The 21,412-nt window shown below is 70.3% G+C and carries 15 protein-coding genes; 7 read left to right on the forward strand and 8 right to left on the reverse strand.

The window, feature by feature from the left end; all coding sequences use genetic code 11:
* Nucleotides 1-91 precede the first annotated feature (91 nt).
* Nucleotides 92-3,244, reverse strand: coding sequence for an isoleucine--tRNA ligase (gene ileS, locus ACZ4D5_RS06190; RefSeq protein WP_467771135.1), 3,153 nt, complete (start codon nucleotides 3,242-3,244; stop codon nucleotides 92-94).
* A 597-nt stretch (nucleotides 3,245-3,841) separates the two neighbouring features.
* On the opposite strand from ileS, the gene ACZ4D5_RS06195 reads away from it, so the two are divergent.
* From ACZ4D5_RS06195 to ACZ4D5_RS06215, 5 genes are all read left to right on the forward strand, one after another.
* Complete coding sequence (locus ACZ4D5_RS06195) at nucleotides 3,842-4,894, forward strand: TraR/DksA family transcriptional regulator (RefSeq protein ID WP_467771136.1); 1,053 nt, start codon at nucleotides 3,842-3,844, stop codon at nucleotides 4,892-4,894.
* A gap of 78 nt (nucleotides 4,895-4,972) precedes the next feature.
* The gene (gene lspA, locus ACZ4D5_RS06200) at nucleotides 4,973-5,698 is read left to right on the forward strand and encodes a signal peptidase II (protein WP_467771137.1); all 726 of its coding nucleotides are present in this window, start codon (nucleotides 4,973-4,975) and stop codon (nucleotides 5,696-5,698) included.
* Between the two features lie 82 nt (nucleotides 5,699-5,780).
* Nucleotides 5,781-6,722: an RluA family pseudouridine synthase gene (locus ACZ4D5_RS06205; RefSeq protein WP_362340658.1), complete on the forward strand. Its 942-nt coding sequence runs from the start codon at nucleotides 5,781-5,783 to the stop codon at nucleotides 6,720-6,722.
* The gene (locus ACZ4D5_RS06210; protein ID WP_467771138.1) at nucleotides 6,719-7,186 is read left to right on the forward strand and encodes a GNAT family N-acetyltransferase; all 468 of its coding nucleotides are present in this window, start codon (nucleotides 6,719-6,721) and stop codon (nucleotides 7,184-7,186) included. The genes ACZ4D5_RS06205 and ACZ4D5_RS06210 overlap by 4 nt, the downstream gene beginning before the upstream one ends.
* 316 nt (nucleotides 7,187-7,502) lie before the next feature.
* Entirely contained in the window at nucleotides 7,503-9,089 is a 1,587-nt protein-coding gene (locus tag ACZ4D5_RS06215) for a Na+/H+ antiporter (protein WP_467771139.1), read from the forward strand.
* 21 nt (nucleotides 9,090-9,110) lie between these two features.
* Here ACZ4D5_RS06215 and ACZ4D5_RS06220 read toward each other — a convergent pair whose 3' ends face one another.
* Nucleotides 9,111-10,208 carry a mechanosensitive ion channel family protein gene (locus tag ACZ4D5_RS06220; RefSeq protein ID WP_467771140.1) on the reverse strand — a complete coding sequence of 366 codons (1,098 nt, stop codon included), beginning with the start codon at nucleotides 10,206-10,208 and terminating at the stop codon, nucleotides 9,111-9,113.
* Between the two features lie 44 nt (nucleotides 10,209-10,252).
* Here ACZ4D5_RS06220 and ACZ4D5_RS06225 point away from each other — a divergent pair, with 44 nt between their 5' ends.
* Nucleotides 10,253-10,822, forward strand: coding sequence for a dienelactone hydrolase family protein (locus ACZ4D5_RS06225; protein WP_362340668.1), 570 nt, complete (start codon nucleotides 10,253-10,255; stop codon nucleotides 10,820-10,822).
* 13 nt (nucleotides 10,823-10,835) lie between these two features.
* Here ACZ4D5_RS06225 and ACZ4D5_RS06230 read toward each other — a convergent pair whose 3' ends face one another.
* The 5 genes from ACZ4D5_RS06230 to ACZ4D5_RS06250 all read right to left on the reverse strand — a co-directional run bounded on the left by ACZ4D5_RS06230 (nucleotide 10,836) and on the right by ACZ4D5_RS06250 (nucleotide 17,196).
* A complete protein-coding gene (locus ACZ4D5_RS06230) occupies nucleotides 10,836-12,347 on the reverse strand; it encodes a serine/threonine-protein kinase (RefSeq protein ID WP_467771141.1) in 1,512 nt (503 codons plus the stop codon).
* A 44-nt stretch (nucleotides 12,348-12,391) separates the two neighbouring features.
* Complete coding sequence (locus tag ACZ4D5_RS06235; protein WP_467771142.1) at nucleotides 12,392-14,104, reverse strand: alkaline phosphatase D family protein; 1,713 nt, start codon at nucleotides 14,102-14,104, stop codon at nucleotides 12,392-12,394.
* Between the two features lie 142 nt (nucleotides 14,105-14,246).
* On the reverse strand, nucleotides 14,247-15,065 hold the full coding sequence (locus ACZ4D5_RS06240; RefSeq protein ID WP_467771143.1) for a thioredoxin domain-containing protein: 819 nt from the start codon (nucleotides 15,063-15,065) through the stop codon (nucleotides 14,247-14,249).
* 38 nt (nucleotides 15,066-15,103) lie between these two features.
* The gene (locus ACZ4D5_RS06245) at nucleotides 15,104-15,790 is read right to left on the reverse strand and encodes a hypothetical protein (protein WP_467771494.1); all 687 of its coding nucleotides are present in this window, start codon (nucleotides 15,788-15,790) and stop codon (nucleotides 15,104-15,106) included.
* A gap of 77 nt (nucleotides 15,791-15,867) precedes the next feature.
* On the reverse strand, nucleotides 15,868-17,196 hold the full coding sequence (locus ACZ4D5_RS06250) for a DUF2252 domain-containing protein (RefSeq protein WP_467771144.1): 1,329 nt from the start codon (nucleotides 17,194-17,196) through the stop codon (nucleotides 15,868-15,870).
* A gap of 247 nt (nucleotides 17,197-17,443) precedes the next feature.
* Here ACZ4D5_RS06250 and dnaE point away from each other — a divergent pair, with 247 nt between their 5' ends.
* The gene (gene dnaE / locus ACZ4D5_RS06255; RefSeq protein ID WP_467771145.1) at nucleotides 17,444-20,986 is read left to right on the forward strand and encodes a DNA polymerase III subunit alpha; all 3,543 of its coding nucleotides are present in this window, start codon (nucleotides 17,444-17,446) and stop codon (nucleotides 20,984-20,986) included.
* Between the two features lie 102 nt (nucleotides 20,987-21,088).
* On the opposite strand, the gene ACZ4D5_RS06260 is transcribed toward dnaE, so the two are convergent.
* Nucleotides 21,089-21,268 (reverse strand): hypothetical protein, encoded by a 180-nt coding sequence (locus ACZ4D5_RS06260; protein ID WP_467771146.1) that lies wholly within the window; start codon nucleotides 21,266-21,268, stop codon nucleotides 21,089-21,091.
* Between the last annotated feature and the right edge of the window lie 144 nt (nucleotides 21,269-21,412).

A 21,412-nucleotide genomic window follows, 5' to 3' on the forward strand; every position in this document is an offset into this window, starting at 1 on the left:
ATCTGTACGTGGGGACGCAACGCCGAAGGCCCGGTCCCGCCAAGATCTTTGGCGGGACCGGGCCTTCGTACGACTGCTTGCGCCTTGCGCCTTACGCCTTGCGGAGGCGGAACTCCAGCTTCAGGGAGTCGTCGGTGAACGGCTGCCCGAAGGTGTCGTCCGCCTCGCCCTGGGCGAAGTCCGTGGCGAGGACCTCGTCCGCGATGAGCTCGGCGTGCTCGGACAGGGCCGTCAGGACCGCCGGGTCCGTGGAGGTCCAGCGCAGGGCGATCCGGTCCGCGACGTCCAGGCCGCTGTTCTTGCGGGCCTCCTGGATCAGGCGGATCGCGTCACGGGCCAGGCCCGCGCGGCGCAGCTCCTCGGTGATCTCCAGGTCGAGCGCGACCGTGGCGCCGGACTCGGACGCCACCGACCAGCCCTCGCGCGGGGTCTCGGTGATGATGACCTCGTCCGGGGCCAGCGTCACCTTCTCGCCGTCGACCTCGACGAAGGCCGTGCCCTCGCGCAGGGCCAGGGACAGCGCGGCCGCGTCCGCCTCGGCGACGGCCTTGGCGACCGCCTGCACGCCCTTGCCGAACCGCTTGCCGAGTGCACGGAAGTTCGCCTTCGCGGTCGTGTCGACCAGGGAACCGCCCACTTCGGAGAGCGAGGCCAGCGAGGAGACGTTGAGCTCCTCGGTGATCTGGGTGTGCAGCTCCGGGTTGAGCGACTCGAAGCCGGTCGCCGCGATCAGCGCGCGGGACAGCGGCTGGCGGGTCTTGACGCCCGACTCGGCGCGCGTGGCACGGCCGAGCTCGACGAGGCGGCGGACGAGAACCATCTGCTTGGACAGCTCAGGGTCGATGGCGGAGAGGTCCGCCTCCGGCCAGGAGGAGAGGTGCACCGACTCCGGGGCGTCCGGGGTGACCGGCACGACCAGGTCCTGCCAGACGCGCTCGGCGATGAACGGCGTCAGCGGGGCCATCAGCTTCGTGACCGTCTCGACGACCTCGTGCAGGGTGCGCAGGGCCGCCTTGTCGCCCTGCCAGAAGCGGCGACGGGAGCGGCGTACGTACCAGTTGGAGAGGTTGTCGACGAAGACGGACAGGAGCTTGCCGGCCCGCTGGGTGTCGTAGCCCTCCAGGGCCTGGGTGACCTGGTCGGTGAGCGCGTGCAGCTCGCTGAGCAGCCAGCGGTCCAGGAGCGGGCGGTCGGCGGGCGCCGGGTCGGCGTCGCTGGGGGCCCACTTCGACGTACGGGCGTACAGGGCCTGGAAGGCGACCGTGTTCCAGTACGTCAGGAGCGTCTTGCGGACGACCTCCTGGATGGTGCCGTGGCCCACGCGGCGTGCGGCCCACGGGGAGCCGCCGGCCGCCATGAACCAGCGCACGGCGTCGGCGCCGTGCCGGTCCATCAGCGGGATGGGGTCGAGGGTGTTGCCCAGGTGCTTGGACATCTTGCGGCCGTCCTCGGCGAGGATGTGGCCGAGGCAGACCACGTTCTCGTAGGACGACTTGTCGAAGACCAGGGTGCCGACGGCCATCAGCGTGTAGAACCAGCCGCGGGTCTGGTCGATGGCCTCCGAGATGAACTGCGCGGGGTAGCGGCTCTCGAAGAGCTCCTTGTTCTTGTACGGGTAGCCCCACTGCGCGAACGGCATCGAGCCCGAGTCGTACCAGGCGTCGATGACCTCGGGCACGCGCACCGCTTCGAGGGAGCAGCCCTCGTGGGTGCAGGTGAAGGTGACGTCGTCGATGAACGGGCGGTGCGGGTCCAGGGCCGACTGGTCGGTGCCGGACAGCTCGGAGAGCTCCGCGCGCGAGCCGACGCAGGTGAGGTGGTTCTCCTCGCAGCGCCAGATGGGCAGCGGGGTGCCCCAGTAGCGGTTGCGGGACAGCGCCCAGTCGACGTTGTTGGTCAGCCAGTCGCCGAAGCGGCCGTGCTTGACCGAGTCCGGGAACCAGTTGGTCTTCTCGTTCTCCTGGAGGAGACGGTCCTTGATGGCCGTGGTGCGGATGTACCAGGACGGCTGCGCGTAGTAGAGGAGGGCCGTGTGGCAGCGCCAGCAGTGCGGGTAGCTGTGCTCGTACGGGATGTGGCGGAAGAGCAGACCTCGGTCCTTGAGGTCCTCGGTCAGCTGTTCGTCCGCCTTCTTGAAGAAGACACCGCCCACCAGCGGTACGCCCTCTTCGAAGGTGCCGTCGGGGCGGACGGGGTTCACCACAGGGAGGCCGTACGAGCGGCAGACCTTGAGGTCGTCCTCACCGAAGGCGGGGGACTGGTGGACCAGACCGGTGCCGTCCTCGGTGGTGACGTAGTCGGCGTTGACCACGAAGTGGGCCGGAGCCGGGAACTCCACCAGCTCGAAGGGACGTTGGTAGGTCCAGTGCTCCATCTCGGCGCCGGTGAAGGTCTCGCCGGTCGTCTCCCACCCCTCGCCGAGAGCCTTCTCGACGAGCGGCTGGGCGACGACGAGCTTCTCGGGATTCTCTGAGCCCTTCGTCGCGACGACGTACGTGACGTCGGGGTGCGCGGCGACGGCCGTGTTGGACACCAGCGTCCAGGGGGTCGTCGTCCAGACCAGGAGGGCGGCCTCGCCCGCGAGCGGACCGGAGGTGAGGGGGAAACGGACGTATACGGACGGGTCGACGACCGTCTCGTAGCCCTGTGCGAGCTCGTGGTCGGACAGGCCCGTGCCACAGCGCGGGCACCAGGGCGCGACGCGGTGGTCCTGGACGAGGAGGCCCTTCTTGAAGATCTCCTTCAGGGACCACCAGACCGACTCGACGTACTCCGGGTTCATCGTGCGGTACGCGTCGTCGAGGTCGACCCAGTAGCCCATGCGGGTCGTGAGCGCGGCGAAGGCGTCGGTGTGCCGGGTCACGGACTCGCGGCACTTGGCGTTGAAGTCGGCGATGCCGTACGCCTCGATGTCCTTCTTGCCGTTGAACCCGAGTTCCTTCTCGACGGCGAGCTCCACCGGGAGGCCGTGGCAGTCCCAGCCGGCCTTGCGGGCCACGTGGTAGCCGCGCATGGTGCGGAAGCGCGGGAAGACGTCCTTGAAGACGCGGGCCTCGATGTGGTGGGCGCCCGGCATGCCGTTGGCGGTGGGCGGGCCCTCGTAGAACACCCATTCGGGGCGGCCCTCGGACCGCTCGAGGCTCTTGGCGAAGATCTTCTGCTCGTCCCAGAATTCGAGCACGGCGTGCTCAAGGGCGGGCAGGTCGACCTGGGCGGGCACCTGGCGGTACTGCGGCGGCGTCATCAACGAGCTCCTCCAACGGATGTGCTGCCTTCCGTCGGAGGGACGAGAGCCGATCGCGCCGTGCTGGGGCGCGCTCCCGCGGTACCACCCTCCTTGGCTCTCCGGAACGGGGTCTGTGCCGGTGAGCCCCCTCATTGGGGTCGCGAAACCGGGTCTACTCGCCTGGGCTTGCGGCTTCGGCTTTCTTCCGGCGGCTCCGGGGTGATCTTCACGTCGCGCTGGCCCCCGGGCTCACACCGTCCCCGGGTCGCTCATGGCTGCGTACGCCGCTACTCGTCCCCATCCACGCTTTTCGCTGTGGCCCAGTGTACGGCGCCCGGGGAGGGGTGGCCGACCGGTTTTCCGGGAGCCGTGCGGGGCGCGGGGGCGCGGGTGTGGAGTGACCCGAATGGCGACATGCGGGTCGGACGGATCCCGGCGCGCGTCGGCCGGCGGATTACCCGGCAGGGAGTTGGGCACAACGCATGCAGGCTCGCCGCGCGGCACCCGCGGGGCGGGCGAATCGGGCGGCGTGCCCCGTTGCCGCGGGCCTGGAGTCGATTTATCGTCCCAGCACGATTCGCGAGCAAGATCACAATATGTGAAGGGGCCGCGGCCATGGTGGCGAAGAAGACCGCCGTACAGCAGTCGGCGTCCGGCAGATCCACAGGCGCGGCCGCCGGGACGGCCAAGAATGTGAACGGCAAGAAGAGCACGCACGGGGCCAAGGCGTCGACGTCCGGGGAGGCGGAGCCAGGGGCGCCGAAGGCCGCGGCCACGAAGAGCACCGCCAAGAAGGCTGTCGCCAAGAAGACGGCGGCCAAGAAGGTCACGGCTACGAAGGCAGCGGCCACCAAGACGGCGTCTACGAAGGCAGCGGCCACCAAGACGGCCGCTACGGAGGGCACCGCGAAGAAAGCCGCCGCCAAGAAGACGGCGGCCAAGAAGACCACCGCCAAGAAGACGGCGGACAAGGAGGCGGTCGTCAAGAAGGAGGCGGTCGCTCAGGACGCAGGGGCCGGCACGGCCTCTGAGAGCGCTGCCAAGAAGGCCGCCCCCGCGAAGAAGGCGGCCGCGAAGAAGAGCACCGCGACAAAAAGCACGGCCAAGAAGAGCACGGCCAAGAAGACGGTCGCGTCCGCGGCCGAGGATGCGGCTGAGGCCGCGGAGACGACGGGAGCCACGACGGTGGTTGCGAAGAAGACTCCGGGCACGGCGACGGCAGCGAAGAAGCCGACGGCGGTGCCCAAGGCGCGTGCCGCCGCGGTGGAGCCCGGCGAGCTCGCGGTCCGGCCCGGCGAGGATCCCTGGACTCCGGAGGAGGTCGCGGAGGCCCGTGCGGAGCTCCAGAGCGAGGCGCTGCGGCTGAGCAGCGAGATCGCGTCCTCCGAGGAGTCCCTGGCGGGCCTGATGCGGGACTCCGGCGACGGTGCGGGCGACGACGACGCGGACACCGGCACGAAGAACATCACGCGGGAGCACGAGATGGCGCTCGCCGCCAACGCGCGCGAGATGCTCGTGCAGACCGAGCGCGCCCTGGAGCGCCTCGACGCGGGGACCTACGGCCTCTGCGAGAACTGCGGCAATCCCATCGGCAAGGCGCGGATGCAGGCCTTCCCGCGCGCGACGCTGTGCGTGGAGTGCAAGCAGAAGCAGGAACGGCGTTACTGAGCGCGGCCTGGACGCCTGGGCCCGTACGTGTGTGCCGTACGCTCGTCCCCAGTCAGGTACCTAGGTTGAGGGACTCACGTGGCAGAGGCGGAGCGCATCATCGGTACGCCGGACATCCCTGAGGCGGCTGGGGCCGAGACGGAGCAGTCCGACTCGGCCCGCGACGAGACGGCGGCGGGCACGTCCGCGTCCGGCGACGCCACGGGCGAGAAGTCCGGCGGTGCGGCGGCAGACAAGTCCGAGGACGCCTCGGCGGAGAAGTCCGCCGGGGCCGCGGCCGCCGAGCCTGCCGAGGGCGAGGACGGGGAGAAGCCCAAGGGCAAGCGCAAGATCGCCGTGCTGTTCGCGGTGGCCGCCTTCGCGTACGCCCTCGACCTGATCAGCAAGATGATCGTGGTCGCCAAGCTGGAGCACCACGAGCCGATCGAGCTCATCGGCGACTGGCTGCGCCTCTCGGCCATCCGGAACGCGGGCGCGGCCTTCGGCTTCGGCGAGGCCTTCACCGTGATCTTCACCTGCATCGCGGCGGCGGTCATCGTGGTGATCGCCCGGCTCGCGCGCAAGCTCTACAGCCTGCCCTGGGCCATCGCGCTCGGCATGCTGCTCGGCGGCGCGCTGGGCAACCTCACCGACCGGCTGTTCCGCGCGCCCGGCGTCTTCGAGGGCGCGGTGGTCGACTTCATCGCGCCCAAGGGCTTCGCGGTCTTCAATCTCGCGGACTCGGCGATCGTCTGCGGGGGCATCCTGATCGTGCTGCTGTCCTTCCGCGGCCTGGACCCGGACGGCACCGTCCACAAGGACTGAGCCCCTCGGCCGCCGGGGGCCGGGAGCCCTCGGCGGGAGCCTGTGGTGCGGGAGTGTCGGTGGGCTCCTGCATACTCAATGGGTGAGCACGATTCCCGAGATCCGTACCCTGCCCGTGCCGGACGGCCTGGAGGGCGAGCGCGTCGACGCCGCCATCTCGCGCATGTTCGGGTTCTCCCGTACGAAGGCCGCCGAGCTCGCCGCGGCGGGGAAGGTCACGGTCGACGGCTCGGTGGTCGGCAAGTCCGAGCGGGTGCACGGCGGCGCCTGGCTGGAAGTGGAGATGCCGCAGGCGCCCGCTCCGGTGCAGATCGTCGCGGAGCCCGTCGAGGGCATGGAGATCGTGCATGACGACGACGACATCGTCGTGATCGTCAAGCCGGTCGGCGTGGCCGCGCACCCGAGCCCGGGCTGGACCGGGACCACCGTGATCGGCGGCCTCGCCGCTGCCGGGTACCGGATCTCGACCTCCGGCGCCGCCGAGCGCCAGGGCATCGTGCACCGCCTGGACGTCGGCACGTCCGGCCTGATGGTGGTCGCCAAGTCGGAGCGCGCGTACACCTCGCTGAAGCGCCAGTTCAAGGAGCGCACGGTCGACAAGCGCTACAACGCGCTGGTGCAGGGCCACCCCGACCCGATGAGCGGCACCATCGACGCCCCCATCGGCCGCCACCCGAACCACGACTACAAGTGGGCGGTCACGGCCGAGGGCAAGCCCTCCGTGACGCACTACGACCTCATCGAAGCCTTCCGCGCCGCCTCCCTGCTCGACATCAAGCTGGAGACGGGGCGCACCCACCAGATCCGCGTCCACATGTCGGCCCACCGACACCCGTGCGTGGGCGACCTGACGTACGGCGCGGACCCGACGCTCGCCAAGCGCCTCGGCCTCACGCGCCAGTGGCTGCACGCCGTCAGGCTCGGCTTCGAGCACCCCGGCGACGGCCAGTGGGTGGAGTTCGAGAGCCAGTACCCCGACGACCTCCAGCAGGCGCTCGACCGGGTGCGGGCGGAGAGCTCGTGACCGGTGTGACGGTCCGGGTCGCCGAGGGTGCGGACGACCTGGAGGCCTGCTTCGCGGTCCGCAAGGAGGTCTTCGTGGTCGAGCAGCAGGTGCCGGAAGACCTCGAGTACGACGCGTACGACGCCGGAGCGCTGCATGTCCTCGCCCTGCGCGAGGACGGCTTTCCGCTGGGCACGGGCAGGCTCCTGACCGGCGTCGCCGCGGCCGCCAAGAACGGCGGGGACGCCGGCGTCGGCGCGCTCGGCCGACTCGCGGTGACGCGGGCCGCGCGCGGCCTCGGCGTGGGCGCCTCCCTGGTCCGGGCCATCGAGGACGCGGCACGCGCGCGTGGCCTGACGGCGGTGGACCTGCACGCGCAGACCCACGCCCTCGGGTTCTACGAGCGCCTGGGGTACGAGGCCTACGGGCCGGAGTTCCCCGACGCGGGGATTCCGCACCGGGCGATGCGGAAGTCGCTGCGCTAGCCGGGCAGTTGGGCAGTGGGTGGCTGTGGGGCGGGTGCCGCTCCGGCGGCGCCAAGGGGGCGGTCGCGACGCCAAGGGGGCGGTCGCGGTGCCCAAGGGGGCGGTCGCGGCGTATCTGAACGGCGCCAAGGTAGGGCGCGGCTACGAGGACGTTGCTCCCTGAGTCGCCCTTGAGCGGCCCTTGAGTGACCCCTGAGCCGCGTGTGGGCTGTCTCCGCGCCAGCCCTGAACGGAGGGCATTGGTCCGGTTCGCGGTGAATGCGTGGCAGGGTTGAGGTCTTGATCGTCCGAGTCTCGACCGTCCGGAGGGCGCACCGTGGATCAACTGGCGCTGGTGCTCATCTTGTTGCTCGGTGCCGTGGTCACCGTGCCCCTGGGGGACCGGCTCGGGCTGCCCGCGCCGGTTCTGATGACGCTGGCCGGGATCGGCATGGCACTGCTGCCGTTCGTGCCCAATGTCGAGATCCCGCCGGACTACATCCTTCCGCTGGTGCTGCCGCCGCTGCTCTACGCCTCCGTGCAGCGCACCTCCTGGCGGCAGTTCACGGCCAACGTACGCCCCATCCTGCTGCTCGCCGTGGCCCTGGTGTTCGTCACGACGGCGGCGGTCGCCGCGGTGGCCAACGCCGTCGTGCCGGGGCTGCCGATCGCGGCGGCCGTGGCGCTCGGCGCGCTCGTCGCGCCGCCCGACCCCGTCGCCGCGACCGCGGTGGCCGGGTCCCTCGGGCTGCCCCGCAGGCTCGTCTCGATCCTGGAGGGCGAGGGGCTCTTCAACGACGTCACGGCGATCGTGCTCTACCACGTGGCGATCGCCGCGGCGCTGAGCGGGACCTTCTCCTGGCCGTCCGCCGTGGGCCTGCTGGTGCTGTCGGCCGTGGTCGCGGTCGCCGTCGGCCTCGTGCTCGGCTGGCTCACCAACAAGCTCATGGGGCTGCTCGGCGACGCCACCCTGCAGACCGGCCTGACGCTGCTCGTGCCGTTCGTGAGCTATGTGCTGGCCGAGGAGCTGCTCGGCTCCGGTGTGCTCGCCGTCCTCACCACCGCGCTCTACCTCGCGGAGAACGCCGTGGACGCCGACGACGTGCTCGGGCGGATCACCGGGCAGACCTTCTGGCAGATCGTCGACACCCTGGTCACCGGCATCGCGTTCGGGCTCATCGGCCTCGAACTGCACAACGTGTTCGGCATCGCGAGCGGCCGCGAGTGGGAGATGTTCGGCTGGGGCGCGGTGATCGTCGCGGTCGTCGTCGGCGTACGCCTGTTGTGGCTGCTGCCCGCGACCTGGCTGGCCAAGCGGTTGCACAAGCGGCGCGACGTCGACGAGGAGATCCCGACCAGCTGGCGCGAGACCGTCGTCATGTGGTGGTCGGGGATGCGGGGCGTGGCGTCCGTGGCGCTCGCGCTCGCCATTCCGCTCAAGACGGACGACGGGTCTCCGTTCCCGGCCCGCGAAGAGATCATCTTCATCGCGTTCTGCGTGATCATGGCGACTCTCGTCGCCCAGGGACTCACCCTGCCCTGGCTGGTGAGGAAGCTCGGGGTGCGGGCGGACGCCGACGCGGAGCGGGAGCTGGAGCGCGAGCTCGCGTTCCGCGCCGCCAAGGCCGCCAAGCGCCGCCTCAAGGAGATCGAGGAGGTCGAGGAGCTCCCGGAGGACGTCGCCGAGCGGCTGCAGCGCGGCGCGTTCGACATCGGGGCCAGGATCAGCCCCGACCTGGTCGACGACGAGCGGCGCGAGCGCTACGCCAAGCGCGTCGACCGGCTGAAGGCGGTCCAGCGCATCCAGCGCGAGATGATGTCGGCCGCCCGCCACGAGGTGCTCGCCGCGCGCAGCGAGCCCGGCGCCGACCCGGAGATCGTCGACCGGGTCCTGCGCCACCTCGACGTACGCAGTCTGAGGTGACCGTCGCCGAGGGGCGCGGGCTCAGCCGCGGCCGGTCCGCGGCACGTCCGGTGCGAGCGGCTCGGGCCGCGGGCGGTGGCCGTTGGGCATCGGCTCGGCCGTGGCCGTGGTGACCTTCGGCAGCGCGTACTGATGGTGCTCGGCCAGCCAGCGGATCAGCTGTTCGCGCACCGTGACCCGCACCGTCCAGATGTCGTCCGCGTCCTTCGCGGTGACCAGGGCGCGGACCTGGATGGTGGTCGGCGTCGTGTCGGTGACCGCGAGGCCCCAGTCCCTGCCGTCCCACGCGGCGCACTCGCGCAGGATGTCGTGGAGCTTGTCGCGCATCTGCGCGATCGGCGCGGAGTGGTCCAGCTGGAAGAAGACCGTGCCGGTCATCTGGGCGCCGCCCCGCGACCAGTTCTCGAAGGGCTTCGACGTGAAGTACGAGACGGGCATCGTGATCCGGCGCTCGTCCCAGGTGCGGACGGTCAGGAAGGTGAGCGTGATCTCGTCGATCGTGCCCCACTCGCCGTCCACCACCACCGTGTCCCCGAGTCGCACCATGTCGCCGAAGGCGATCTGCAGGCCCGCGAAGAGGTTGCCGAGGGTGGACTGGGCGGCGACACCGGCGACGATGCCGAGGATGCCGGCGGAGGCGAGCAGCGAGGCCCCCGCGGCCTGCATCGCGGGGAAGGTCAGGAGCATCGCGGCGACGGCCACCACGGCGACGATCGCGGTGACCACCCGCTGGATGAGTGTCACCTGCGTACGGACCCTGCGGACCCGGGCCGGGTCGCGGTGGGCGGCGGCGTAGCGCGCGTACGACGACTCGACGACGGCCGCGGCGATCCGCACGACGAGCCAGGCGGTGGAACCGATGAAGACGAGCGACAGGGCGCGGCCGATACCCGCCTGGTGGTCCTCGAATATCTTCGTCTGGCGGTAGGAGCCTCTCAGCAGGGCGGTGCACAGGACGAGCTGCAGCGGTATGCGGCTGCGGCGCAGCAGCCCCCACAGCGGGGTCTCGCGGTGCCGTTCGTCGGTCCGGCGCAACAGCACGTCGACCAGCCAGCCGACGACCACCGTGAGCACGACCGAGCCGCCGATCACGATCAACGGACGCAGTACGTTCTCCATGCCTCCGAGAGTAGGGGTCCGGGGGTGGATGGCACGATGGCCCCATGAACATCGTGCTTTTCCATTCGACGTACGGTCTGCGGCCCGCGGTGCACGCGGCGGCCGACCGGCTCCGTGCCGCGGGGCACGAGGTGTGGACCCCCGACCTCTTCGAGGGCCGCGTCTTCGACGACGTCGAGGAAGGCAGGGCCTTTCAGAGCGAGCTCGGCAAGGACGAGCTCCTGAAGAGGGCGATCCTCGCCGCCGCCCCCTACTCCGAGCGGGGGCTCGTGTACGCCGGCTTCTCGCTGGGCGCCGCGACCGCGCAGACCCTCGCCCTCGGCGACGAGAAGGCGCGCGGCCTGCTGCTCCTGCACGGCACCTCCGACATCGCGGAGAACGCGTCCGTGGACGAGCTGCCGGTGCAGCTGCACGTCGCCGAGCCCGACCCGTTCGAGCCCGACGACTGGCTGAGCGCCTGGTACCTCCGGATGGGGCGGGCGGGGGCCGACGTGGAGGTCTACCGCTACGCGGGCGCGGGCCACCTCTACACCGACCCGGACCTCGACGACTACGACGAGGAGGCGGCGGAGGCCACCTGGCGCACGGCGCTCGGCTTCCTGGAGACGCTCTGAGGCCGGGTAGGCCCTACGCGCGCGTGCACCTGCCCACCGGGGCGCTCGCGGGCGGTTTGCACTGCAGGCCGTAGTCCGCGCTGTCGCGGCTGAGATAGCGCCCGACGCAGGTGTTGCCGGTGGTCCTGCCGCGCTCGGCGCAGAATCGCAGGGCCGCGCGGCCGTCCTTGAAGGGGCCGGGGGCGTAGATCACCCAGAAGCCGGGGCGCAGCGAGGCGTAGTCGTCGCTGTGCAGGTAGCGGGCCTCGGGCACGTCCTCGCGCACGGCCGCGAGGCGGCGGTCGCGGGTGGCGGTGCCCGAGGTGTCCGGCTCGGAGAAGAGCTGGGCGATCCATGTGCCCGAAGCGGGTGGCTCGGCGGGGCCGGGTGATGACGGGGACGGGCTCTTGGTGGGGGCCGTCGTGGTGGAGGTCTCCGGGCTCTTCGACGGCTTCTCCGGAGACGTACGACTCGCGGAGGCGGGCACGGAACCCGCTTCGGTGCTCTCCCTCTCGCCGCCCTTGCCCTCCGTCCCCGAACCGTCCCGCAGGGCGAACACCAGCGCCGCGCCGGCCACCAGCGCGAGGGCCACGGCCAGCGCCGCGGCGACCACGGGCATACGTCTGCGGGGCTCGGGAGACGGGGGAGGCGCGGGAGGCGGTGGCCCGACCGTGACCGCCGGGCGCTCCGCGGTCTCGGTCGGCTGCCGGGCGATGCCCTCGGCCACCGCGGCGAGCATCGCGTCGAGCCGGGCGGCGTCCGGGCGCAGCGCCGGGTCCCGCACCAGGAGCGCGGTGAGGACCGGCGCGAGCGGGCCGGAGCGCACCGGAGGCGGCACCGGGTCGTCGAGGACCGCCGCGAGGGTGGCCAGGGTCGTGGCGCGGCGCAGCGGACTGACGCCTTCCACCGCCACGTACAGGAGCAGGCCGAGCGACCACAGGTCGGCCGCGGGGCCCTCGCCGGTGCCGCGGATGCGCTCGGGCGCGATGTACTCCGGTGAGCCGATGAGGTCGCCGGTGGCGGTGAGGCGGGTGGTGCCGCTCAGGGAGGCGATGCCGAAGTCGGTGAGGACCACGGAGGGGGCGTCCTCGGGGCCGCGCAGCAGGACGTTGGCCGGTTTGATGTCGCGGTGCAGGATGCCGGCGGTGTGCGCGACGCGCAGGGCCGAGAGCAGTTCGCGGCCGACGCGGGCCGCCTCCTGGGGCGGCAGGGTGCGCTCCTCCAGGAGGTCCTGGAGGGTGCGGCCGGGCAGCAGCTCCATCACCAGCCAGGGGTGGGAGTCCGGGGCCGTGTCGATGATCTGGTGGATCGTCACGACATGCGGGTGGTTGAGCCGGGCGAGGGCGCGGGCCTCGCGCAGCACCCTCTCGCGCAGGACCGCGGAGTCATCGGCGGCCGGATCCGGGCCCGCGGGCCTGACCTCCTTGAGGGCCACCTCGCGGTGGAGCACGGTGTCGCGGGCCCGCCACACCGTGCCCATGCCGCCGCTGCCGAGCCGCTCCAGCAACTCGAAGCGTCCGTCCACCACATCCCCCGGGCCGCTCATGGGACAAGCGTAGAGGGCGGGTGTGACAGTGCGTGCGCGCTCGGTCAGCGCACGGGCGCGTGCACCCGCTCGACCTTCTGCGTGCCGCTGAGCGTGCGGTACGAACGGGCCCAGGACGAGGTCGCCTTGGGGTCGGTCCGGTCGGAGACGACGTAGTAGTCCATCTGCGAGCGCTCGGCGGTGACGTCCAGGACGCCGTAGCCGTGCGAGTCCATGTCCAGCCACTTCACATGGCGGTTGGCGGCCTTGACGGCGCCCGCGGCCACGAGGGAGAGCGTGTGCGGGGCGACGTGGAGCATGTCGTCGACGTTGTCGGAGGTCACCGAGGTGACGACGAACTCCGTCGCGGCCGACGCGGACACGGGGTACGTGGCCGCCTTGACCGGCACGTCGTTCGCCCAGGCCATGTGGATGTCGCCGGTCAGGAAGACCGTGTTGCGGATGTTGTTGTCGCGCAGGTGGGAGATGAGCTCCTTGCGGTCGTCCGTGTAGCCGTCCCACTGGTCGGTGTTGACGGCCAGGCCCTCCTTGGGCAGGCCGAGCAACTCCGCGAGGGGCTTGAGGAGATGGGCCGGCAGGGAGCCGAAGGCGACCGGCGAGATCATCACCGAGGTGCCGACCAGCTTCCACGCCGCGTCCGAGGAGGCGAGGCCCGACTTCAGCCAGTCGAGCTGGGCGCGGCCCGTGATCGTGCGGTCCGGGTCGTCGACGTCGCCGCTGCCGAAGCCCACCTGCTCGGAGCGGAAGGAGCGCAGGTCGAGCAGGTGCAGGTCGGCCAACTTGCCGTAGCGGACGCGGCGGTAGACGGTGCCCTCGGTGGAGGCGCGCACGGGCATCCACTCGAAGTACGCCTGCTTGGCCGCCGCCATGCGCCGCGACCAGTCGCCCTCGGTCTCGGGGGCGTGGTTCCCCGCGCCGCCCGACCAGGAGTTGTCGGCGAACTCGTGGTCGTCCCAGATCGCGACGACCGGGTGCGTGGCGTGCATGGCCTGTGCGTCGGCGTCGGTCTTGTGGACGCCGTGCCGGGTGCGGTAGTCGGCGAGCGTGAGGATCTCGTGCTTCGGCTCGTGCTCGCGTACGACGTACTTGGCGGCGGGGTACTCGCCGGTCGGGTACTCGTAGATGTAGTCCCCGAGGTGCAGGACCGCGTCGAGTTCGGTGCGGGCCGCGAGGTGGCGGTAGGCGGAGAAGTAGCCCGACTCCCAGTTGGCGCAGGAGACCACGCCGAAGCGGACGCCGTGCGCGGAGGCGTCGTGCGCGGGGGTGGTGCGGGTGCGGCCCACGGGGGAGCGCACCGGGGAGCCGTCCCCTACGGAGAAGCGGAAGTAATAGGTGGTCGCAGGGCGCAAGCCCCTTACGTCGGCCTTGATCGTGTGGTCGGCCGCCGCCCGTGCCGTGGTGCTGCCGCGCCCGACGATCCGGGTGAAGCCCTTGTCCTCGGCGACCTCCCACGTCACCTCGGTGTCGGGGCCCTTGCCGGATCCCGGCACGGCGTCCGGCGTGGGCGTCACACGGGTCCACAGCAGGACGCCGTCCGGCAGTGGGTCCCCCGAGGCGACTCCGTGATGGAAGGCCGGTCTCTCCGCGGCGTGCGCCGGGAGAGAGGCGAGTGGGGCGGCGAAGGCGGCGGTGGCGGCCGCCGCCTTGACGACGGTACGGCGGCGCGGGGCGCGGAAGTTGAGCTTCTCGGCGTCGAGCTCCCGGGCTCCGGGCGGCTGGGCGTCGAGCGACGACTGGACATCATTTCGACTGGTCACGGGCGATCACCTTACTGAGCGGTAATCGCAAAGAGCGGGCCAACTCCATGAGTTCGCCCGCTCTTTTGCCACGCGCCTTGTCGGCGCGGGGCGTTGTGCGTCGGTTCAGCCGGTGTTACCCGCTACGTCCGGTACGGCCGGCTCAGCCCTTGAGGGCCTTGTCGATCGCGGCCTTGTAGTCCTCGACCGTGCTGGGCGCGGTCTTCGAGCCGGGCCCGGTCAGCTGCTTGCCGTCCATGACGAGGGAAGGCGTGGCGTCGACGCCGTCCTTGTTGTCGTCGAACGCCTTCGACATCTCCAGGGCCCACCGGTCGAAGGTCCCGTCCTTGACGTCCTTCTGGAAGGCCTTGTTGTTCTTGAGGGCGGGCACCTGGTCGGCGGCCTTGAGGAGGTACGAGTCGTCCTTGAACTTGTCGTCCTGCTCCGAGGGGTGGATCTTCGCCGAGTACAGCACCTTCTTGAAGTCGAGGAAGGCGTCGTCGCTGACGTTCAGGGCCGCGCCCATCGCGCTCAGGGCGTTCCTGGAACCTTCGCCGGGGATGTTCCGGTCGAGGAAGGTGGCGCCGACGAACTGGACCTTGTACTTGCCGTCCTTGAGGTCCTTCTCGATGGTCGGGCCGACGGTCTGCTCCAGGCCGGCGCAGATCGGGCAGCGCGGGTCCTCGTAGATCTTGAGGGTCTTCTTCGCGGAGTCCTTGCCGAGGACGACGGTCGTGCCGTTCTTGCCCGAGGAGTTGGCCGGCTTGACCAGCTTCTTGTCCCCGGCCTCTTCCCAGTAGCCGGGCTTGTTGGACTGCATGACGGCGTAGCCGACGCCGCCGGCTATCGCGAGGACGCCGACGATCGAGACGCCGACGATCGCGGCGCGCTTCCGCTTCTCCCGCTTCCGCTCGGCTTCCTGCTGTGCGCGGATCCGCTCACGGGCGGCGGACTTGGCGGCCTGGCTGTTGCGCTTGCTCATGGTGGTTTCTCCGTGTGGGTGACTGCGTGGGGCTGTGCTCAGGCGAAGACGGCCGAGCACGGCGGTCCGCGCCGCCCCACGAAGTGCACGAGCAGCCGCGTGCGCGCCGCCCGCACCCGGCGCGCGGGGCGCGGGGCGCGGCGAACGGGCATGCGGGACGTCGCCACCGCGGCGACCGCGATCAGCAGCGGCCGGAACGTGGCGGCGGCGACCGCGCGAAGGAGCTGCCCCAGGGCGCGCTCGCCGCGCCGGAGCCAGGCCGCGGCGAGCAGGCCCACGCCGACGTGCGCGCCGAGCAGCAGCCAGGCGGCGCCGGGGTCGGCCTCGGCGAGCAGTGCGCCCGCGCCGCCGTGGCCCTCGGCGGTCATCCGGGCCAGCGGGGTTCCGATGGGCGCCCCGCCGCACAGCACGTCGAAGCCGACCGAGCGCAGCGGACCCGCGACCGGGCCGCCCGCCTCGCCGTAACAGACGTGCTGGCCCGCGGTGAACACGGTGTCGGCGGCCAGCTCGAGCGGGATCAGCAGGGCCGCGATCCGGCCGTAGCCCCGCTCGCGTCCCGCCAGGGCGTACGCGATGACGAAGACGGCTGCGGCGATCGCCGCGACCGTGGTCAGCGGCAGGGGGACGCGGGACAGCAGCACGTGCGACGCGGCGGAGAGCGTCACGACGATCGCCGTGAACAGCGCCGCGCGCACGGCTCTGAGCTGGGTCCCTGATATGTCCATCGCGGAGGAGTGTGCCATGTGTTCCTGTGGGAGGTCCCCAAAGGGTGCCCAAGAGTTCCACATCGGCCGGTGGATGCCTACAGACCCGGGATCCGACCGTTGCGGAACAGGTCGACGAAGATCTGGTGGTCCGCACGCGCGCGTGCCCCGTACGTGTGCGCGAAGTCCACGAGCAGGTCCGCGAAGCCGGCCTCGTCGGCCGCGATGGCGGCGTCGATGGCGCGCTCCGTGGAGAACGGCACCAGGTCCGAGTGGCCGCTCTCGTCGTCCGCCGCGGCGTGCATCGTGGCCGTGGCGCGGCCGAGGTCGGCGACGACCGAGGAGATCTCCTCCAGGTCGTCGATGTCGGACCAGTCCAGGTCCACCGCGTACGGCGAGACCTCGGCGACCAGCTGGCCCGCGCCGTCCAGCTCGGTCCAGCCGAGCCACGGGTCGGCGTGCGCCTGGAGAGCGCGCTGCGAGATGACCGTGCGGTGCCCCTCGTGCTGGAAGTAGCCGCGGATCGCCGGGTCCGTGATGTGGCGCGAGACCGCCGGGGTCTGGGCCTGCTTGAGGTAGATCACGACGTCGTTCTCCAGGGCGTCGCTGTTGCCCTCCAGGAGGATGTTGTACGAGGGCAGGCCCGCGGAGCCGATGCCGATGCCGCGGCGGCCGACGACGTCCTTCACGCGGTACGAGTCGGGGCGGGTGAGCGAGGACTCCGGGAGCGTCTCCAGATAGCCGTCGAAGGCCGCGAGCACCTTGTAGCGCGTGGCGGCGTCGAGCTCGATGGAGCCGCCGCCCGGCGCGAAGCGGCGCTCGAAGTCGCGGATCTCCGTCATCGAGTCGAGCAGCCCGAAGCGGGTCAGGGAGCGGGCGTCGCGCAGCGCGTCCAGGAGCGGGCCCTGGGCGGTGTCCAGCGTGAAGGGCGGCACCTCGTCGCTCTTGGCGCCCGTCGCCAGGTCGTGGATCCGCTCGCGGTACGCCGCGGCGTAGATCCGCACGAGGTCGGTGATCTGCTGGTCGCCCAGCGCCTTGGTGTAGCCGATCAGGGCCACGGAGGCGGCGAAGCGCTTCAGGTCCCAGGTGAAGGGGCCGACGTACGCCTCGTCGAAGTCGTTCACGTTGAAGATCAGGCGGCCCTGGGCGTCCATGTACGTGCCGAAGTTCTCGGCGTGCAGGTCGCCGTGGATCCACACGCGGCCGGTGCGGTCGTCCAGGTAGGGGCCGCCGTGCTGCTCGCGCTCCTGGTCGGCGTAGAAGAGACAGGCCGTGCCGCGGTAGAACGCGAAGGCGGAGGAGGCCATCTTCCGGAACTTCACCCGGAACGCGGCGGGGTCCGCGGCAAGCAGCTCGCCGAACGCGGTGTCGAAGACGGCGAGGATCTGCTCGCCGCGCTGCTCAGCCGTGGGCTGCGGGACCGACATCGCTGGGTGCCTCCTGGTACAAGGTGGTGCGTGACATGGGGACGGGCGGGCCACCCCCGTGGGACAGATGTTCCGCCCCTTCCAACGCTCGACCGTACTCCCGAGTGCCCGTCGACTGTCAGTGCTCCGGATTAGACTTCCACGCTGTCCCCCCAGACTGTCCGCAGCCTGTCTCCCACCCGTCTCCCGACCGCCACCCCTGACCGAGGCGCTTCGCGCCGCAGCACTCATTCGGAGGCCTTCCGCCGTGACCAAGCCGCCCTTCACGCACCTGCACGTGCACACGCAGTACTCGCTGCTCGACGGTGCCGCGCGGCTCAAGGACATGTTCAACGCGGCCAATGAGATGGGCATGACGCACATCGCGATGTCCGACCACGGCAACCTGCACGGTGCGTACGACTTCTTCCACTCGGCGCAGAAGGCGGGTGTGACGCCGATCATCGGGATCGAGGCGTACGTCGCCCCGGAGTCGCGCAGGAACAAGCGGAAGATCCAGTGGGGCCAGCCGCACCAGAAGCGCGATGACGTCTCCGGTTCGGGTGGTTACACGCACAAGACGATCTGGGCGGCGAACAAGACCGGTCTGCACAACCTGTTCCGGCTCTCCTCGGACGCGTACGCCGAGGGCTGGCTGCAGAAGTGGCCGCGGATGGACAAGGAGACCATCTCCCAGTGGTCGGAGGGGCTCATCGCCTCCACCGGCTGCCCGTCCGGTGAGCTGCAGACCCGTCTGCGCCTCGGCCAGTTCGACGAGGCGCTGAAGTCGGCGGCGGAGTACCAGGAGATCTTCGGCAAGGACCGGTACTTCCTGGAGCTGATGGACCACGGCATCGAGATCGAGCGCCGGGTCCGGGACGGGCTCCTCGAGATCGGCAAGAAGCTCGGCATCCCGCCGCTGGTGACGAACGACTCGCACTACACGTACGCGCACGAGTCCGTCGCCCACGACGCCCTGCTGTGCATCCAGACCGGCAAGAACCTCTCGGACCCGGACCGCTTCCGCTTCGACGGCACCGGCTACTACCTGAAGTCCACGGACGAGATGTACGCCATCGACTCCTCGGACGCCTGGCAGGAGGGCTGCCGGAACACGCTGCTCGTGGCCGAGCAGATCGACACGACCGGCATGTTCGAGAAGCGCGACCTGATGCCGAAGTTCGAGATCCCGGAGGGCTTCACCGAAGTCACCTGGTTCCAGGAAGAGGTCCGCCGCGGCATGGCGCGCCGCTACCCGGACGGTGTCCCGGACGACCGGCAGAAGCAGGCCGAGTACGAGATGGACATCATCATCCAGATGGGGTTCCCCGGGTACTTCCTCGTGGTCGCCGACTTCATCATGTGGGCCAAGAACAACGGCATCGCGGTCGGCCCCGGCCGAGGCTCCGCGGCCGGTTCGATCGTCGCGTACGCCATGGGCATCACCGACCTCGACCCGATCACGCACGGACTGATCTTCGAGCGGTTCCTCAACCCCGAGCGCGTCTCCATGCCCGATGTCGACATCGACTTCGACGAGCGCAGGCGCGTCGAGGTGATCAGGTACGTGACGGAGAAATACGGCGCCGACAAGGTCGCCATGATCGGCACGTACGGAAAGATCAAGGCGAAGAACGCCATCAAGGACTCCGCGCGCGTGCTCGGATATCCGTACGCGATGGGCGACCGCCTCACCAAGGCGATGCCCGCCGACGTCCTCGGCAAGGGCATCGACCTCTCCGGCATCACCGACCCCAAGCACCCGCGCTACAGCGAGGCGGGCGAGATCCGGGGGATGTACGAGAACGAGCCGGACGTGAAGAAGGTCATCGACACCGCCAAGGGCGTGGAGGGCCTGGTCCGGCAGATGGGTGTGCACGCGGCCGGCGTGATCATGTCCAGCGAGCCGATCGTCGACCACGCCCCGATCTGGGTGCGGCACACCGACGGCGTGACCATCACGCAGTGGGACTACCCCCAGTGCGAGTCGCTCGGCCTGCTCAAGATGGACTTCCTGGGCCTGCGCAACCTCACCATCATGGACGACGCCGTCAAGATGGTGCGGGCCAACAAGGGCATCGACCTGGAGATGCTCTCCCTCCCGCTCGACGACCCCAAGACCTTCGAACTGCTCTGCCGCGGCGACACACTCGGCGTCTTCCAGTTCGACGGCGGCCCCATGCGCTCGCTGCTGCGCCAGATGCAGCCCGACAACTTCGAGGACATTTCCGCCGTCTCGGCCCTGTACCGGCCGGGCCCGATGGGCATGAACTCGCACACGAACTACGCCGAGCGCAAGAACGGCCGCCAGGAGATCACGCCGATCCACCCGGAGCTCGAAGAGCCCCTGAAGGAGACGCTGGGCCTCACCTACGGCCTCATCGTGTACCAGGAGCAGGTGCAGAAGGCCGCGCAGATCATCGCCGGCTACTCGCTCGGCGAAGCCGACATCCTGCGCCGCGTGATGGGCAAGAAGAAGCCCGAGGAGCTGGAGAAGAACTTCGTCCTCTTCCAGGCGGGCGCCCGCAAGAACGGCTACTCCGACGCCGCGATCCAGGCCCTGTGGGACGTCCTGGTCCCCTTCGCCGGCTACGCGTTCAACAAGGCGCACTCCTCCGCGTACGGCCTGGTCACCTACTGGACCGCCTACCTGAAGGCGAACTACCCGGCCGAGTACATGGCCGCGCTGCTCACCTCGGTGAAGGACGACAAGGACAAGTCGGCCGTCTACCTCAACGAGTGCCGGCGCATGGGCATCAAGGTCCTCCCGCCGAACGTGAACGAGTCGGTGCACAACTTCGCCGCCCAGGGCGACGACGTGATCCTCTTCGGCCTGGAGGCCGTCCGTAACGTCGGTACGAACGTGGTCGAGTCGATCATCCGGTCGCGCAAGGCGAAGGGGAAGTTCACCTCCTTCCCCGACTACCTCGACAAGGTCGAGGCGACCGCCTGCAACAAGCGCACCACCGAATCGCTGATCAAGGCGGGCGCGTTCGACACGATGGGCCACACCCGCAAGGGCCTGACCGCGCAGTACGAGCCGATGATCGACAACGTGGTCGCGGTCAAGCGCAAGGAGGCCGAGGGGCAGTTCGACCTCTTCGGGGGCATGGGCGAGGAGTCCGGCGGCGACGAGCCGGGCTTCGGACTCGACGTCGAGTTCTCCGAGGACGAGTGGGAGAAGACGTATCTGCTCGCCCAGGAGCGGGAGATGCTCGGCCTGTACGTCTCCGACCACCCGCTCTTCGGCCTGGAGCACGTGCTCTCCGACAAGGCGGACGCGGGCATCGGGCAGCTGACCGGCGGCGACTTCTCCGACGGCTCGGTCGTCACCATCGGCGGCATCATCTCGGGCCTGCAGCGCAAGATGACCAAGCAGGGCAACGCCTGGGCCATCGCCACCGTGGAGGACCTCGCGGGCTCCATCGAGTGCATGTTCTTCCCGGCCACCTATCAGCTGGTGTCGACCCAACTCGTCGAGGACGCCGTGGTGTTCGTCAAGGGCCGCCTCGACAAGCGCGAGGACGTGCCGCGGCTCGTCGCCATGGAGATGCAGGTCCCCGACCTGTCGAACGCGGGCACCAACGCGCCCGTGCTGATCACCATCCCGACCGTCAAGGTGAGCCCTCCGATGGTCACCCGTCTCGGCGAGATCCTCAGCCACCACCGGGGCAACAGCGAGGTGCGGATCAAGCTCCAGGGAGCGCAGAAGACCACCGTGCTGCGGCTCGACCGACACCGGGTGAAGCCGGACCCGGCGCTCTTCGGCGACCTCAAGGTGCTGCTCGGCCCGTCCTGCCTGGCGGGCTGACCCAAGGGCTGGTGCAGGCGCTGGCCCACGGGCCGACGTAAGAGAAGCGCGTGAGGGGCGCACCCGTATCGGGTGCGCCCCTCATGTGTGCCTGGGTGTGCGTCAGTTGTGGCCGAAGCGACGCTGGTGCTTACGGGCAACATCAGCGGGGCTGCCCTGCGCCTGCGACTGCACGGCCGACTGGGCGTCGGAGGCGGCCGACTTGGCCTGCTCGGACGCCTGCTCGGCCGCCGAGGCGCGGTTCTGCTGGCCGCCCTGCTTGCGGTTCTTGTTCTTGGCCATGGTGATCTTCCTCCTGAGGGGGATCTGGGGGCCAGGACGCGACCAGATTCACATATGGCGACAAGGTGTGCATTTCGGAGAATTACCGTGTGTGACAAGGGCTCTCGGAGCGTTGTCCGCGGTTGCGCCACGCCGAAGATCGAG

The sequence above is a fragment of the Streptomyces sp. NPDC025651 genome, from assembly GCF_055558735.1.